Source organism: Paenibacillus sp. HGF5, from assembly GCF_000204455.1.
Lineage (GTDB): Bacteria > Bacillota > Bacilli > Paenibacillales > Paenibacillaceae > Paenibacillus_AQ > Paenibacillus_AQ lautus_A.
Genome location: NZ_AEXS01000008.1, coordinates 25596 through 41860, shown reverse-complemented (window position 1 = coordinate 41860; position 16265 = coordinate 25596). Strand labels below are relative to the sequence as shown.

The window sequence follows — 16265 nt, the reverse complement described above, 5'->3', positions numbered from 1 at the left end:
GATGACGGTCAGTTCTTTCGGGAAGGAGGTCAGCACCTCGACGCCATCGCCGGTCACGATGACATCGTCCTCGATTCGCACGCCGCCGATGCCTTGCAGGTAAATGCCGGGCTCGATGGTGAAGACCGCCCCAGGCTGCAATATGTCCTGATTCAACCCGTGAACGGACGGATATTCGTGGACATCCATGCCAAGCCCGTGACCTAGGCGATGTACGAAGGCATGGCCGTAACCCGCGTCGTCAATCACTTTGCGTGCCGCTTGGTCGATCGAGCCATAGGTCACGCCGGGTTTGACGGCCTGAATCCCGGCCAGATTCGCAGCAAGAACCGTCTCATAGATGTTAACGGCTTCCGGCTTCAGATCGCCTACGGCAAAGGTACGGGTAATATCCGACGCATAACCGCCGGCGTATACTCCCAAATCGAACATGAGCAGATCCCCGGCTTCGATTCGGCGCGCACCGGGAACGCCATGAGGCAAGGCGGTGTTGGAGCCGGATAATACCATCGTGGCGAAGGAGGGCGCGTCCGCGCCAAGCTTTTTCATCAAGTACTCCAGTTCCGCGACAAGCTCCAGCTCGCTGACGCCGATTGTTACCCGGGCCAGGCCTTGCGTCAGAACATCTTCGACCAGCCTCACCGCATTCTTGATGATCTTCACTTCCTCGGCAGACTTTCGAATCCGAAGATCCCGCAGTGCAAGGCCGACATCTTCGATGCGGTCCGCGTTCACATGCTGTCGCAGCTGTTCATAGCGGGAGACGGTCAGCTGATCCTTCTCCAGCGCCAGCGTTCCGGCGGTGCCTTGAATCTGCTCCTTAAGCAAAAGGTAAGGGTTATCGGTATCCTGATGCGTGACAATGTTCTTCACGGTTGAAGCGGCCTCGGCCGCGTTCGCGTCCAATGCCGGCACGATAAGCACCGGATCATTGGCGGAGGAGAGGAGCAGGCCGAGAAAGCGCTCATGGGGATCGCTCGCAAAACCGGTCAAATAATAAACGTGCTTGGGGTCTGTCACCAGGACATGATCCCAGCCCTGATCCTTCATGGATAACAGCAAACTTTGCAGTCGTTCGTTCATCCTGTTCATTCCTTTCTTTACTCAAAGACGTTCATCATGCCGTTAATGTAAGGGTATCGCGTTCCATCACGTAAGTAAAGTTCTCCTCGTGAATGAATCGCGGCTTGAGAAAATAGAAGCGTTTTTCCGTTACCTCTTGTACAATAGATCTCGTAATAAAGACATCTATTCGGAGGTAGAACATCGTGACGCATCCATACCGTATCGATTATGCCGTCAAAGAGGATTTGCCGGCCATTGTGGACATTTACAATTCAACGATTTCAAGCAGAAAAGTAACGGCCGATCTGGAGCCGGTCACGGTGGAGAGCCGCATACGCTGGTTTGAAGAGCACAGCAACGATTTTCGCCCTCTTTGGGTCATGCGATCTGATGACGGGCTGGTTGCGTGGATGAGCTTTCAATCCTTCTATGGCCGTCCCGCCTATAACGGGACAGCTGAAATCAGTATCTACGTTAACGAGAAATATCGCGGCGTTGGTGCCGGCAGCCTATTGATCCAGAAGGCCATCGAGGAGTGCCCGCGTCTTCGCGTCAGCAACCTCGTCGGATTCGTCTTCGGTCATAACGAACCAAGCCTCAAGCTGTTGAAGAAGTTCGGCTTCGACCAGTGGGGGCTTCTCCCAGCGGTAGCGGAGCTTGACGGAGTCAAGCGGGATCTGGTTATTGTAGGACGTGCGATCTAAGTAACGATACGTGAAGAATGAATTTCAGGCCCAATAGAGAAGTCATCGCAGCGCGAAGATGAAGATACGTGCAAACCCTTCATGGTATTCTGCATTCCAAACCTTAACCGATATCCAGTACACTTGGGGAAAACAAGGGACGAAAAGGGTGTGGAGGATGTGAAGGCAGAGATTCGCATATATCAAGCAGAGCTGAAGGATCTGGACAAAGCGGCCGCGATGTTGAATCAGTATCGGCAATTTTATGAGCGTGAAGATGATTTGGACGGGGCCCGGCAATATATCAGGGAAAGGCTGACCCGTGGCGATTCCGTTATATATTTAGCGGACTGCACCCGCGGGGAAACCCTGGCCACGCCAGGCTTTCCACAATTATATCCATCCTTCTCGTCGCTATCCATGTCCAGGTTGTGGATTCTGAATGATCTGTACGTGGATTCCGAATATCGCGGGCTTGGCATTGGAAGGGAACTGCTTCATCAAGCCCGTGCGCACGCCGTTCAGACCAAGGCTAAAGGCTTGACACTCTCGACGCAGCTTCACAACACGGCCGCTCAACGCCTGTACGAATCCGCAGGATATAAGCGGGACGATGAATTTGTGCATTACCATTTGAATTTATCCTGACGCATTGGGCATCCAGAACAAACAAAGACGATACCCCTAAGGAGTTATCGTCTTTGTTCTTTATTGATAAATCGAGCGTATTTTTCGAAAAACCTCAACCCGGGCAATTTTCAGCTCCCACATTTGGTCCAGCAGCTTCCGCTGTATATCTTTATCGTCTGTTGCTTTCAATTCATGATACAGGGCAGACATCCGTTCATTGATTTGATCCACGCATTGCCACAGCTCCTGTTCCGTGCATTCCTCCGACTTCGCTTGTTCCTCGCCCAGCGATTCCTGCATGTGGTGAAGTGTACGAATGATGTCTGCTTGCCACTTCCGATCTTCCAAGCGAATCGCCAAGTTGAGAAGATCCAGATAATCATCAAGGGACAGAGATGTCGGTTCTTTATCGCCATGTTCCATGTTGAATGCCCCCTTAGCAAACGTATAAACCTGTTTATACCAAGTATTATACTTGGAATTATGAGTTTTTCAAGTGAAAAAATAAGAGAATATTGTCATAAACATGCTTTCGATTGTTGCAACCGTGCGCTGGAATCAATATAGTTTACATAGGACCGTATTTTTCCAATCCAAGGAGTTATATGAATGAAGGTAATTCTCGTAGATGACGAACCGTTGGCCTTGAAGTATTTAGAACGTCAGCTGTTAAAACTGGATACCATGCCTATAGATGTAATCGGTACGTATACGAATCCTTTTGAGGGGCGTAAGGAAATTCTTGCAAGGGACGTGGATATCGTGTTTTTGGATATCAGCTTGCCGGAATTGAACGGGATCGAGCTGGCGGAACAGCTGCTGGAGCAGAAGCCCCATCTCTGCATTGTATTTGTGACGGGATATCACGAATATGCAGTTACCGCATTTGAATTGAATGCCGTCGATTATATCGTCAAACCGGTCCAGATCGATCGAGTAGCCAAAACGATGGAGCGGTTGCGAAGCCGCATTGCGTCCAGACCGGAAGAGGTCCTGAACCCCAATCGTAAAATTCGGATGACGATGTTCCGCCAGGTTATGATCGAACAGCCGAACGAGCAGGGGCAATTCGCCATGCTTCATTGGCGGACAACCCGGGCCCAGGAAATATTCATTTACTTGCTGCAGCATCGGGGGCAGCTGGTGCGCAAGTCGGCACTGATCGATATGCTATGGCCGGAGTTTGACATGGATAAGGCCTATCCCCAGCTGTATACCGCCATTTATCATATCCGGAAAACATTGGAGCCCTATGATACCCGATTTCAAATCACCAACACGACGGAAGGCTATGTGCTGAATGTCGAAGACGTGCAGCTGGACATCGAGGAGTGGGAGAACTGGTTCATGGCGACCCCCTCGGTATCGGCCGATTCGATCGATGGCCATCTTGAAATGATGAAGCTGTATACGGGCGATTACCTGCAGGAATATGATTATTGGTGGGCGGAAGGCGAGCGTCAAAGACTGAAGGAGCTGTGGCTCAGCGTATCGTTATCCATGGCGGAATGGTATGTGGATCAGGAACGCTTCGAAGAGGCCGTACTGTGCTTCGCCTCGATCCAGAGGCTGCATCCTTTGGAAGAGAAGGCCTATTATTCATTGATGAAAATATACGGCTTGCAGGGGAACCCGGCCCAGGTACACCGTCAATTCAGCCTGCTGCGTCAAGTGCTGGAGGATGAGATGGGTGAGGAGCCGAGCCCTTACATCAAGAAATGGTATGACGAGTGGAGCGATGGAATCCAAATCACCCATGTGCAATAAATGACCTAGCCAAGCAATCATAAGATAGGGAATCACCGGTCGCTGTGACCGGTGATTTTTTTTGTATGTGTCAGCCGAAGGGCCGTTCTTTTTGGTTCCTGTTCAGAAATTGTAGAGGACCGCCTCTTATACTGTAGGGTGTGAACCATAAGAATCGGGAGGTACAATATTCGGTTATGAAATTCATTCGGAAATTTAAGGAATCTTCGCTGCATAAAGCCATGGGGCTGGAGCTTGGTACGTTTCGGGAGATCGAGCTGGATGCAGCTAAGGATGTCCAGCATTGCCGAGGCTTCTATGTTTACTTCAACGGCAAGCGGATTGGCATCGTTGCTACGGACGAGGGACCGGTATTTCTGTGTGATCAGGAGAAGTTTTTGCTGGATGAGCGTACCGTTCATTTTTTGCTGCAAAAAAATGCCGAGTTTAATACGTTTATCTTCATGTGGAATGGAGGCGTGAAGCTCCAGATTCCATATTTGCGGTCGTTAATCGAATATAACGGAAGATGGGTGGATGATTCGATATTCGACTTTTTTTCGTGGATTTATGAAGCTTCCGGGAGAAAAAGATTCTACTCCTACTATACGGTGAAGTATGTATCCGCTGACGAATTATGCCCGCACCAGCCTCTTCAGCGTTCGGGCAAAACGCTTTCGATTGTTTAGGCGACCTGACGAACCCGTGGATTCATGTGAACTTTAGGGAATGGGAACAGACAATTGCATCGTAACGATGTAAAATAATGGACAGTTATGTAGTGTTATTGATTCTTACAATACGTTATATAAAGGACTGTTAATATTGTCGATCTATTCCAATATCAAATCGAAGCCCGTCTCCGGCAGAAGGTTGCTGGGGATTACTTTTCTGTTTATCGTGATTTTACTTTCCGTGCGCTTGGTCTGGTTCAACACCATTACGGTACCCGAGGAACTTCCATTCCGGGAAGGCGTGCTGGATCTTCGGGCTTGGCCGGCGGATGACCGGAGCAGGGTCGCCCTGAACGGGGAGTGGGCCTTTTATCCGAATCAATGGAAGGGCCCGGATGGAACGTCCCGAGGAGAGCCTGCGGGAGCCGACCCGCACTGGATACAGGTTCCGGGGCCATGGGAGGGCGTGAACGAGAATGGAAACCAAATCGGCTACGGGACTTACCGCCTCAAGCTGCTCGTACCGGATCGGAACAAAACTTACGGCATCTGGATCAGCGATATCCGTACAGCCTATCGTTTGTATGTAAACGGGGAATTATTGCACGCATCAGGACATCCGTCCGATCTGCCAGAGACCCATGTGGCCAGAATCGTCCCCCATATGGAGCTCATCCCCCCGACTGGCGGTGATGAGCTGGATATCATCGTGGAAGTGAGCAACTATCAGTATGCCGATTCAGGCGGGATCCGGCTGCCGATCCAATTCGGAACGGCGGAAGCGGTGATGAGGGGAAAAGCCTTCTCCGAGAACATGCAGCTGCTGGTGTGCATCGTGCTATTGCTCCATGTGATCTATGTTTTTATTTTGTACTTGATCGGCTATCGAAGTAGAGGGCTTTTTTATTTTGCCGGGCTTATTCTGTTTACGCTGCTGGCTACGCTGAGCGACGATGATAAGCTTCTGTTGGTATGGCTGCCAGGCATCCCTTTCGAGTGGGCGGTGAAGCTTAAGGTTATTGCTTATGTCGCGATATCTTTATGCTTGATTCTGTGCACCAAGCATTTGCTAAAGCCGAGGATCAAGGAGGGCTTTTACCAAGCCTACACGATGTTTGTGGTTTCGTATGCCGCAGTTTATTTGCTGCTTCCGTTTCATCTGATGGTCCATCTCTCTAAATATTTGTCGGTGGTATTGATAAGCGCCGTGCTGTTCGTGCCTTCGCTAGCCAGGAAGGCGGTCAGCGAGCGGACGGAAGCTGCGATCTTCATCCTGCTGTCGGCGGTTGCGGTTTCCTGCAACATTATGATAAGCGGAATTTTAAGATTCCGGTATTTTAAGGAACTGCCTTTTTACCCGATCGACCTGATCGTTGCGTTTCTCGGGTTTGCTTCCTTCTGGTTTATCCGGTTTACCAGAAACAGCGTCATGCTTAGGGAACAGGCCGAGCAGCTGCAGCGTGCGGATAAGATGAAGGATGAGTTTCTGGCGAATACGTCCCATGAGCTGCGAAATCCGCTGCACGGCATCATCAACATGGCACAAACGCTGCTGGAACGCAAAGGGAGCGTATTGGAGCAAGAGGATCGCAGTCAGCTGGAGCTGATCACCGGCATCGGCAGACGGATGTCACTGCTCCTGGACGACTTGTTGGATGTTTCGTTATTGAAGGACAAGCGCGTTCGGTTGAATGTTCAGAGCGTCCACCTCGGTTCGGCTGCTCAAGGCGTGCTGGACATGCTCCGTCCGATGGCGGAAGGCAAGCGAATCGAGCTCGTATGCGAGATCGCGGAGGAGGGCCCCAAGGTATGGGCGGATGAAAGCCGCTTGGTTCAAATCATGTTCAATCTGATTCACAACGCCATCAAATATACGGAGGCCGGACGTATCACGGTGGCTGCGGAGGTCATTGAAGGAAGGGCTAATGTCCACGTTCGCGACACGGGGATCGGTATGGACGAAAAGACGTTAAGCCGAATATTCCTCCCCTACGAGCAGGGAGATTCCGGTTTTGCCGCTTCGGGAGGCGGTTTGGGGCTTGGACTGGGCATCAGCAAGCAGCTGGTTGAGCTCCATGGAGGGGATATTTCCGTAACATCCGCTCCGGGTCAGGGGAGCGACTTTACGTTCACGCTGAAAGTGGACGGTATGATGAAGCAGGAGAACGCGGATAAACAGGAGGTTATCGCGGTCTCCCCAGCTTCAAATCCAGAGAAAGAGAAGGAGACGCAATCGAATATGTCAGATATGCACGAACAGGATGACGCCGAATCGGAGGCTCTGGCGCTTGCCCGTCCAAGCGACGGCAGGCTGCTTATCGTTGACGACGATCCGGTTAACCTGAAGGTCATCCATCATTTGCTTGCAGACGAGGGGTATCGGATCGTGGCCGTTACCCGCGCCGAGGAAGCTCTTCAGCTGTTGGAGCAGGGAGAATGGGATCTTATCATTTCCGACGTGATGATGCCCCAGATGTCGGGGTATGAACTGTCCAGGACGATTCGGCAGAGGTATATGCTATCGGAGCTTCCCATCCTGCTGCTGACCGCCAGGAATCGGCCGGAGGACATTCATATGGGGTTCATCTCGGGAGCTAACGATTACTTGATAAAACCGGTGGATCACCTGGAATTAAAAACGAGGGTACGCGCCTTGCTGGAGCTGAAGCACTCCATTAAGGAGAGGCTGCATATGGAAGCGGCTTGGCTCCAGGCCCAAATCCAGCCGCATTTCCTGCACAACACCTTAAATTCGATCGCTTCGCTAAGCGAGGTGGATCCTTCCCGGATGATTGCGCTCATCGCAGAATTCAGCCATTATTTGAGAGCCAGTTATGATATCAGCAACTTGGATCGTTTCATACCGTTGGAGCAGGAGCTTGGCTTGGTTCGCTCTTACCTGTATATCGAGGGGGAGCGGTTCGGGGAACGGCTGCGTGTCCGTTGGCATATCTCCGACGAGGTTGCCGTGCAGCAATGGAAGCTTCCTCCCTTGACGATGCAGACGATCGTGGAGAATGCGGTCGTTCACGGGGTGTTGGCACGGACCCAGGGAGGGACCGTAACCATCCGCATCGTACGAGAGGCTGAATCAGCCAAGGTGATCATCGCGGATGACGGCGCGGGGATGGATCCCGAGAAGCTCCGAAGGATGCTGGGAAGCGGACATCGCGCCACCAAGGGGGTCGGGCTTATGAACACGGACCGCCGTTTGAAGCAAATTTATGGGCAGGGCCTCATGATCGACAGCTCAAGGGACAGAGGAACCACGGTGTCATTTGTCATCAGGAAGATGGCATAATCAAAGCCTGAGCCTATTAGACCTATAGTCTTTGAATCTTGGACGAATGCCGCAGGTTTAGGTTAGGATGTAGAGATGATGATATTTTACTTAGTATAAGGGTGGACTTCATGATCTCTTCTTTCTTGGCTACGATTTACAGCGTATTCCTTCCGATATCGCTGCCCGTCATCGGCGGAGCGCTGCTTAAGCGATTTAAAGGAATTGAAACCAAGGGGCTCTCGGCCCTGTCTTTATATGTGCTGAGCCCGGCACTGATCTTCGAGACGCTGGAAAAGGCTTCGATCACCTCGAACGAGGTGACGGTGACGGTTGCCTTTTGCCTGTTGAACGTGATCATCCTCTGGGCGCTCAGCGCCTTTGCAGGTAAAATGCTCGGCTTGTCCCAGACGGAGAAATCGGGCCTCGCCTTGACCACCATTTTTACCAACAGCGTGAATTACGGGCTTCCCCTCGTGCTGCTTGCATTCGGGCAGGCAGGGCTGGATAAGGCTTCCGTGTATGTCATCGTGCAGATCATCATCATGAATACATTAGGCGTGTATTTGGCAGCGCGGTCTCATTTTTCGGCCGTAAAAGCGATCAAGACCGTATTTACACTTCCTTCGGTTTACGCCGCAGCGCTTGCCGTACTCTTCCGGTTGACGGATTTCCAGCTCCCCGAAGGGATGAATACCGGTGTTTCCATGCTGTCCGCCGCCTATGCGCCGCTGGCTCTTGTCATACTGGGCGCCCAGATGGTTGGGGTTCGGGAGGGTGGAGCGTCGCTCGCCGTCTCAAAGCGCGGATTCTGGTCGGGCATGGCGATGCGAATGCTGGTGGGCCCGTTGGTGGCTTGGGGATTGCTCGCGATGTTATCCATTGAGGGAACCTTGTTTGCAGTCATTCTGATTCTGTCGGCGATGCCTGCAGCCGTGAATGCGGTCATCCTTGCCGAAGAGTACGATGCCGCGCCCAAGCTTGTATCCAGGTGCATTCTGTGGACCACGCTGGCTTCTTTTATCGTTCTGCCTGCTATGATTGGCTTTCTTTAAGATTTCTCGCCTCCGGAAGATTGGTTCAACTCTTGGACGTGCGTGTAAAGAGTAGTAAGCGTCAAGAGATAACCATCATCTGCGAATCCGAATCGGATGGAGGTGGAAACTATGAGCAGACCGCGTGACCGAGACGTGGAGATCGAGACCCGCAATATCGAGGAGCGTAACGACTCCAGCAGGGTAGCTTCTACGTTGATCAAGTATGTTGCTTATCTGATCATCTTTTTTGGTTTCTTGTACTTCCTGATCAAATACGTATTCCCGATGTTCTAAGTTCAGGCCGGGTTACGTCGGTGAGAAAGCCTCTCCTTAGCCACAAGCGGGATGGAGGCTTTTTTCATGAAGCTAGGGCAGGATCGCAATGTGCCGTAATGGATGAGCAAGTTTTTCCTATCATTCCATGGACACGGCGGGAGCGTTGACTTTGGAGTCTAATGTAACTATGATGGTTACATGCTAGTCATCTGAAGATTTGGACCGTCAGGAGGGATCGCATGAACATAAGCAGCCGATTTGCAGTGGCCATTCATATTCTTTCCGTGCTGGAGATGAATAAGGCTGGCGTCAGCACTTCAGATTATATTGCGGAGAGTGTGAACACGAATCCGGTGGTCATCCGGCGGATTGTCGGCATGCTCAGCAAAGCGGGCCTGGTCGAGGTGAAACCCGGCGTAGCGGGAGCGAAGCTGGCTAAGCCTCCGTCCGGGATTACGCTCCTGGATATTTATCATGCCGTTCATGTCGTGCAGGAGGGTTCCCTGTTTGGTATTCACGAGAATTCGGACACGAAATGTCCTGTTGGCAAACATATTCAAACGGCGATCGTTCCGGTGTTCTCGGCCGCTCAGAAGGCAATGGAGGATACGCTGCATGAGGTGAATTTGGAGCAAATCGTCCGGGAAATCCATGCGTCTGCAAACGGAACATCCAGTGAATAGATGATATAGGATACGCTCAATCCTTGCAGGATGGGCGTTTTCTTTTGGGCCTGGGTTGGTGTGCCTTTGTTTATATGTTAATTACTGGGTTTGACAACGGGATGGTCCTGTAACTATAATGATTACAAGTAAGATGTAACTGTTTTGATTACAAGTTAAGCCTGTCGCGGACCTGAATATATTTTATGAAAAAATCAAACAACAACATTCAAGGAGTGAGAATATGACAGCCATTATACATCCATCCACAAAGCTCGGACCCGTATCTCTTCGGATTAGCAATTTGGCACAATCGGTACGCTTTTACACGGAAGTCGTTGGATTAAAAATGCTGCGCCAGCATGGCCGGGTGGCCGAATTGACGGCTGACGGCAAGCAGCCGCTGCTGATCATTGAGGAGGTTTCGGACCTGATAAGACCGCAGACCCGGACGGCAGGGCTGTACCACTTTGCGATCCTGGTACCGGATCGGGAATCGCTAGGGCTCGCGCTTGCCAATCTGATCGCTCATAACATGCCGGTCGGCCAAGGCGATCATCTGGTCAGCGAAGCGCTGTACATTAATGATCCGGACGGAAACGGCATTGAGATTTATGCCGACCGGCCACGGGATACCTGGAAGCGCGATGCCAAAGGGGAATATGTGATGGCCACCGACCCGGTCGATGTTGAAGGACTGCTGGCTCTCTCCAAAGAGAAGGAATGGCTTGGACTTCCGGAAGGGACCGTCATCGGGCACGTGCATTTCCATGTGTCCAACCTGCAGGATGCCCGTGCATTCTATTGCGATGTGCTGGGTTTTGAACTGACCGCCCATTATGGGGGAGCAGCGTTGTTTATATCCGCAGGAGGATACCATCACCATATCGGGCTCAATGTTTGGGCGGGAATCGGTGTACCGAATACGCCGCCGAACGCTGCGGGAATGGAGAATTATACGATCGAGCTTCCGAGCCATGAGGCGCTTGAGGCGGTAACCGGCCGTATTCGCGAAGCGGGGCTGCACCTGGAACAGCGAGACGGCGTCTGGGCCGTTCAAGATCCTTCGGACATCTGGATCCGGTTGGTTGTTGCTTAATATCATACGAACGAAGAAGCCTGCCCGCTATATTAGCGGCAGGCTTTTTTTAATGAATCATCACCGTTAGGATGATCAGCTAGACAGAAAGCAGGCAAGCTAGATCCGGTTTAATTCAACCAGCGTACGGAGCATGAACTCTGTGATATTCGGAATGTCTCCCATCTGCTCTTCGTTGATTTTGCGGGGAAAGCGAAGCTCGATCGCGTTATGGATGGGGACCGTATCGTTGCCGTAGGCGTAGCGTATCGTTTGCACCGGCGGGAGCTCGGGGTTCCATATCTCTTTAATCATCTGCGCGATAACCGGGCACGAGTAGGCAGGATCGGCAATGTTTTTATGAAAGCGGAGCTTCAACTCGCAGCCCGGCTGTTCTTCCGGAATTTCCAAAATCTCGGCAGCCAAATCCCGCAGCCCGGTCTCCAGGCAAATTTCGGCTGAAGCCGCGGATTGCTGAACCAGCTCGAATCGGAGGCTAAAACTTCTGGACAAGGTCGCCATATCCAGGAGGTCCTTCCGATCGGTAACGCGGATGATTTCATCGAGATTGTCGAGGTCATAAACCGTATTCTCGATGCCAACCTTTAAATTTTCGAATATAGTCGGGTCAAACATGGAGACACATCCTTTGATGAACATAATGTCATAATAGACGATTGTGGATACTATATCACAGCCGCCAGGCGAAGGGGAATGGCTCGTCTGATAAGCCGGAGACCGGCGTCCGGATTGACCGATAGATCTAAGTCATGGTAGGATGAAATCCAATCAAACAGTAAAATTAATTTTACCGATAAAATATATGGAGGTGTTAAAATAAAAATGACTGGTGTCTATAAAATTCAGACCCATGAGCAGCTCAAAGCGATTGCGGATCCTCTCCGCACCAAAATGCTGATGAATCTGGTGAAGGATGCCTACACCGGTCAGCAGCTGGCCGAAATGCTCGGCATCACGCGGAACAATATTTACTTTCATCTCAAGGAGCTGGAGAAGCATGGCATCATCCATGTGGTCAGGAAGGAAGAGAAGAACGGTATCGTGCAGAAATACTATCGCGCCGTTGCAAGCCGCTTCATTCCGGAGGATCATTTGCTGCCAAGCCTGGATTTGGTGGAAACCTCAAGACAGGTATTCATGGAGACGCTTGATGTAACGCGGGCCAAAATCGAGACCGCCCCGGCTTCTTCTTTTGCATTGGACAGTACGAGTGAGCACCACAGGAAAAATCTTGCGGGAACCTACCGCTTTCGTGCAACGCAGGAAAGCTTCCATGCTTTTGTGGAAGAATTCAAGGGGCTTCTGGATAAACACTTCAAGATGGAAGGGGCCGAATCCGGCAGAAGCTCGCTTTCCGAGGAGGAGAAGAGCTATTATATGTCGTTGATAGCATTCCAAGATGATCATGAGAATATCACCATTCGATAATCCTGGACGGGGGATACATACATATGGACAATAATCAATATACCATCGTGATCGATGATACGTGGTTTACGATATCGCAGCTGGATGAGGGCACGTTTGCCATCAGTGAGTACGGGCATTGGGAGAAGGTGCATTCGTTTCTGTTGATAGGGGACGAGCGTGCCGCATTGATCGATACGGGCCTAGGCATCGACGACATGAGGCGGATGACCGATCAGCTGACGGATTTGCCTATCATGGTACTGACCACGCATGTTCACGCAGATCATATCGGCAGTCACGGGCAGTACGGGGAGATTTACGTGCATGAGGCCGAAGAGGATTGGCTGGTCAGCGGCATTAAAAAGCTTTCGATTGAGCAAATCCGCAAGGATATATCGCGCGATATTACGAGACCCGTACCGGCTTCCTTCGATCCGGCAGCGTACACCCCTTATCGGGGGCGGCCGACCGGTCTGCTTCGGGATGGGGACGTCATCGAGCTTGGCGGGCGAAGCCTGGTCATCTACCATACGCCGGGCCATTCGCCCGGACATATTGCAATATTTGAACCCGACCACGGGTACTTGTTCACTGGCGATTTGCTGTATGATGAGACGCCGGTATATGCCTTCTACCCGACGACAAGTCCCGGAGATCTCGTTAACTCGCTGGAGCGGATCGCGAATATCGAAGGCGTAAATCGGATCTTCGGTTCTCATAATACGCTTGGACTGGACCCGGCATGGCTGGACGTGGTAAAAGAAGCCGTGCAGGAGCTCCGGGAAAAAGACCTTGTCCGATTTGGAACGGGCATTCACCGGTTCAACGGATTTTCGGTTCAATTCTAATATTGCCAAGAAGTAAAGCCGCCTCCGGATCAGCTATTGGCATCCGGAGAGCGGCTTTTTAGGCTAGCGATTGTCTTTAGGCGATTAAGCTATTTCCACATGCTCATGAGCGTCCATGCCTGATAAGACAAGTTCATCCGGGCTCTATCCGATATCGCACCGGGTTTCTTATGCTCCTCCAGCTGAGAAACGAATGTATTTAAAAATTTGAGCGCTTGTTCCCTGGAGCCCTTGCTCATGTGATGCTCTGCCTGTTTCAAGGCATTGCCCAACCGGGGCAGCAGCGGGTTAGCCAGTTCCCCTGCGCGGGCATACTCGCTCACCAGTTGATCCAGCACGTTCAGCATGCCCGGGGATTGATAGACGGGGATAGGAACCTCCGAGAAATCCGTATCGGATGCGAAATAAAAGCTGGTGTAAGAGGGCTGGTTATACGTTGTATTTTGTCTGGCAACCTCGACCCGATACTGCGGATCATGCATGAGCGTATAGAGCTTACGGTCGGTGACCTCAGTGCTCAGGTAAATCCGGAGGGCCGAGCTGTCCGTGGTCCGGACCACCAGTTCCTCTCTCCAATCCCCGAAAAGATCGGCGACGAGGGCAGGATTTCCCTTCGTCCCGTTATTGGTGCGCGTGCCTTCTGCAGTTAGCAGCGTCCCGTTGCGCCAGCTTTCGATGAACGGCGTCTGATCCAAGTTACCATTCACGATCTGGGTGGTCATATCCGCAGACCATTTGATGTTCATGTTCGTGCCCGGCATGGCCGTAGAGAGCTGTTCTCCATTTGCAGACCACGTGCCGACGGCCCATGTTTCGAGTCCCCGCTGATCGGGATCGATATCGCCGATCATGCCGCGTCCGGTGTCTTTTCCGGTATAGCCGCCGTAGAGGAGCCCGCCTGTTGCCGCATCACGGAGGGAATAGCCGTAAGAGGCGTAGGCACCGCCTTCATGAACCATGAAGATCTCAAGACCCGGCCGATCCGGATCGATGTCGGTGACGTGCATGGCGTCCCCATGACCAAGGCGGGCCATCGCTCCCGGATCCGCGCTTTGAGGAGGAAGCACATCCATGGAGCTGTACAGCAGCGTGCCGTCATGGTCAATCGTTGCCGAACCGTAGACGATTTCCTGCTTGCCGTCGCCGTCGACGTCCGCCGCGCTTAACGAGTGGGCCCCTTGCGTCGTTAACGTACCGAATGCCGCATCGGTCCCGTCCCGGCCATGCGGACTGTCGTTAAACGGATTGGTCATCGGGGTCCAGCCGCTGTCCACAACCCAATGCTCGCTTAAGTGCCGGCCATCCCACTTGTAGGATACGAGTGTGGATCGGGTGTAATAACCGCGGGCGAATACGGCATAGGGTTGTTCCCCGTCAAGGTAAGCAACGGCGGCAAGGAAGCGATCCACGCGATTGCCGGGTTCGATCCGGGCCATGGCGTAATCGCCCCACATGAGACCGTCGTCATGCCTGCCGGGTTTATACCGGATCGTCTCGAGCTCTTTGCCGGACGCGCCTTCAAATACGCTGAGATATTCCGGACCATCCAAGATGAACCCTTCGAACGCCCGGAGATTGTTGCGGGCGCTTCGCTGCGGCGCATAGGTGTCCATGAAGTGATCGACCATGCTTACGGCATCGGTACGGGATAACGGATAATGGTACTTCTTATCGATGCCGAAGCTTTCTTCGAGCGTGGCCGGCCAGCGGCCGCTTACGACCTCTTCATGCTGATGCCAGTTCATGAAGAGGTTTACCATGTGCTCGTAGTAGCCGGTTTTGCTCAGCCGGTAATCGTCCTGATTGGAATATCCGGCCTTCATATCCTCGGGCAGCAGCGTGATGTATCTCTGGGAGATCATGTTGCCGGCAGGATCATAGCGAAGAATCTTGGTGCCCGGTGCCGTTTTGAGCATCATTTCCGCTTTGCCGTCCCCGTCAAAGTCATACACCATGAACTGCGTATAGTGGGCGCCCGAACGGATGTTGACGCCGAGGTCGATCCGGTACAGCAGGATGCCCTCCAGTGTATAACAGTCAATGTACGTGTTGCCGGTATACCCGATTTGGGAAACGTCCTTGGAGTTGGAAGGGTCCCATTTGACAAAAAGCTCGTACCGCCCGTCGCCGTCCACATCGCCGACGCTGGCGTCATTGGCAGAGTAAGTATAAGGCTCCCCGGCCGGGGTGACTCCGCCATCCGGCTTGTTTAGCTTCAGATCGTAATAGGGGGAGGACCAGGGAGTGGAGGTGGGGCTCTGGTCGACCTCTTTTCCATTCACGACGGCAGATACGTAATAGGAGGACGATGACGTGCCGGATCGGTCCAGGTAATTGGTGCTGTTCTCGACGATGGCAATCCGGGTGCCGTCCCGATAGACATGAAAGGTTGGACCGGTAAGCCCCGTGTCGCCATATCCGGTTACTTCTCCGGCAAGCAATCGCCAGCTCAGAAAGTTGCCCTCTGAAGTGGGGGCCGATACGATCCCCCTATCCAAATACTCCAGCTGAATCCGGCTGGTTTTAGTGGCAACTTGCTGCGTGCCGCTTGCCGCTTGATGCGAGGGCGCCGCTAACGACTCGATGCTCCCCGTGATGATCATGGGGAGCGTAAGAGCCGCTGCCAACAGCTTGCGATGCAAGCTGAGTCTACTAAGATTCTTCATGTTCAGCCACCTTTCTCCTTGTGGTTCGGATGCTGGTGTGCAGCATCCCGTATGCGCTTTCACAAATGGTTGTGCGGCTCCTCCTTTCTGGTTGGAATGGGGTAATAATTAAATCACTTTCATTGTATGGAACCTGGAAGAATGACAACATACAAAAAACAGGCCATTTGATTTAAAAACAGAGTTAAT

At 52.1% G+C, this 16265-nt stretch carries 15 protein-coding genes; 11 read left to right on the top strand and 4 right to left on the bottom strand.

The annotated features are described in order from the left end of the window. The coding region (locus HMPREF9412_RS00910) for a M24 family metallopeptidase (protein WP_009589360.1) at positions 1 to 1083 on the bottom strand (1083 nt) is incomplete at its 3' end. Positions 1084 to 1268: 185 nt separating this feature from the next. On the opposite strand from HMPREF9412_RS00910, the gene HMPREF9412_RS00905 reads away from it, so the two are divergent. Together HMPREF9412_RS00905 and HMPREF9412_RS00900 are read left to right on the top strand one after the other, a co-directional pair. Continuing rightward, positions 1269 to 1769 carry a GNAT family N-acetyltransferase gene (locus HMPREF9412_RS00905; RefSeq protein WP_009589361.1) on the top strand — a complete coding sequence of 167 codons (501 nt, stop codon included), beginning with the start codon at positions 1269 to 1271 and terminating at the stop codon, positions 1767 to 1769. Between the two features lie 150 nt (positions 1770 to 1919). After that, complete coding sequence (locus HMPREF9412_RS00900) at positions 1920 to 2396, top strand: GNAT family N-acetyltransferase (RefSeq protein WP_009589325.1); 477 nt, start codon at positions 1920 to 1922, stop codon at positions 2394 to 2396. Between the two features lie 60 nt (positions 2397 to 2456). Here HMPREF9412_RS00900 and HMPREF9412_RS00895 read toward each other — a convergent pair whose 3' ends face one another. After that, a complete protein-coding gene (locus tag HMPREF9412_RS00895; RefSeq protein ID WP_009589352.1) occupies positions 2457 to 2801 on the bottom strand; it encodes a hypothetical protein in 345 nt (114 codons plus the stop codon). Between the two features lie 186 nt (positions 2802 to 2987). Between HMPREF9412_RS00895 and HMPREF9412_RS00890 the strand changes: the two genes are divergently transcribed. The 7 genes from HMPREF9412_RS00890 (at position 2988) to HMPREF9412_RS00865 (ending at position 11152) form a co-directional block, all read left to right on the top strand. Next, positions 2988 to 4145 (top strand): response regulator, encoded by a 1158-nt coding sequence (locus HMPREF9412_RS00890; protein WP_009589362.1) that lies wholly within the window; start codon positions 2988 to 2990, stop codon positions 4143 to 4145. 176 nt (positions 4146 to 4321) lie between these two features. After that, positions 4322 to 4813, top strand: a complete 492-nt coding sequence (locus tag HMPREF9412_RS00885) for a hypothetical protein (RefSeq protein WP_009589348.1) — start codon at positions 4322 to 4324, stop codon at positions 4811 to 4813. A gap of 136 nt (positions 4814 to 4949) precedes the next feature. After that, positions 4950 to 8099 carry an ATP-binding protein gene (locus HMPREF9412_RS00880; RefSeq protein WP_009589333.1) on the top strand — a complete coding sequence of 1050 codons (3150 nt, stop codon included), beginning with the start codon at positions 4950 to 4952 and terminating at the stop codon, positions 8097 to 8099. 110 nt (positions 8100 to 8209) lie between these two features. Continuing rightward, complete coding sequence (locus HMPREF9412_RS00875) at positions 8210 to 9133, top strand: AEC family transporter (protein WP_009589353.1); 924 nt, start codon at positions 8210 to 8212, stop codon at positions 9131 to 9133. A gap of 111 nt (positions 9134 to 9244) precedes the next feature. Further along, complete coding sequence (locus HMPREF9412_RS32730; RefSeq protein ID WP_009589346.1) at positions 9245 to 9409, top strand: hypothetical protein; 165 nt, start codon at positions 9245 to 9247, stop codon at positions 9407 to 9409. Positions 9410 to 9630: 221 nt separating this feature from the next. Continuing rightward, on the top strand, positions 9631 to 10074 hold the full coding sequence (locus HMPREF9412_RS00870; protein ID WP_009589351.1) for an Rrf2 family transcriptional regulator: 444 nt from the start codon (positions 9631 to 9633) through the stop codon (positions 10072 to 10074). Positions 10075 to 10297: 223 nt separating this feature from the next. After that, the gene (locus HMPREF9412_RS00865) at positions 10298 to 11152 is read left to right on the top strand and encodes a VOC family protein (RefSeq protein ID WP_009589337.1); all 855 of its coding nucleotides are present in this window, start codon (positions 10298 to 10300) and stop codon (positions 11150 to 11152) included. 99 nt (positions 11153 to 11251) lie between these two features. Here HMPREF9412_RS00865 and HMPREF9412_RS00860 read toward each other — a convergent pair whose 3' ends face one another. Then, positions 11252 to 11767, bottom strand: a complete 516-nt coding sequence (locus HMPREF9412_RS00860; protein ID WP_009589328.1) for a hypothetical protein — start codon at positions 11765 to 11767, stop codon at positions 11252 to 11254. Between the two features lie 207 nt (positions 11768 to 11974). Between HMPREF9412_RS00860 and HMPREF9412_RS00855 the strand changes: the two genes are divergently transcribed. Continuing rightward, the gene (locus HMPREF9412_RS00855; RefSeq protein ID WP_009589350.1) at positions 11975 to 12580 is read left to right on the top strand and encodes an ArsR/SmtB family transcription factor; all 606 of its coding nucleotides are present in this window, start codon (positions 11975 to 11977) and stop codon (positions 12578 to 12580) included. A 23-nt stretch (positions 12581 to 12603) separates the two neighbouring features. Beyond that, positions 12604 to 13410: an MBL fold metallo-hydrolase gene (locus HMPREF9412_RS00850; RefSeq protein ID WP_009589334.1), complete on the top strand. Its 807-nt coding sequence runs from the start codon at positions 12604 to 12606 to the stop codon at positions 13408 to 13410. An 89-nt stretch (positions 13411 to 13499) separates the two neighbouring features. On the opposite strand, the gene HMPREF9412_RS00845 is transcribed toward HMPREF9412_RS00850, so the two are convergent. Further along, complete coding sequence (locus HMPREF9412_RS00845) at positions 13500 to 16076, bottom strand: rhamnogalacturonan lyase (protein WP_009589365.1); 2577 nt, start codon at positions 16074 to 16076, stop codon at positions 13500 to 13502. Between the last annotated feature and the right edge of the window lie 189 nt (positions 16077 to 16265).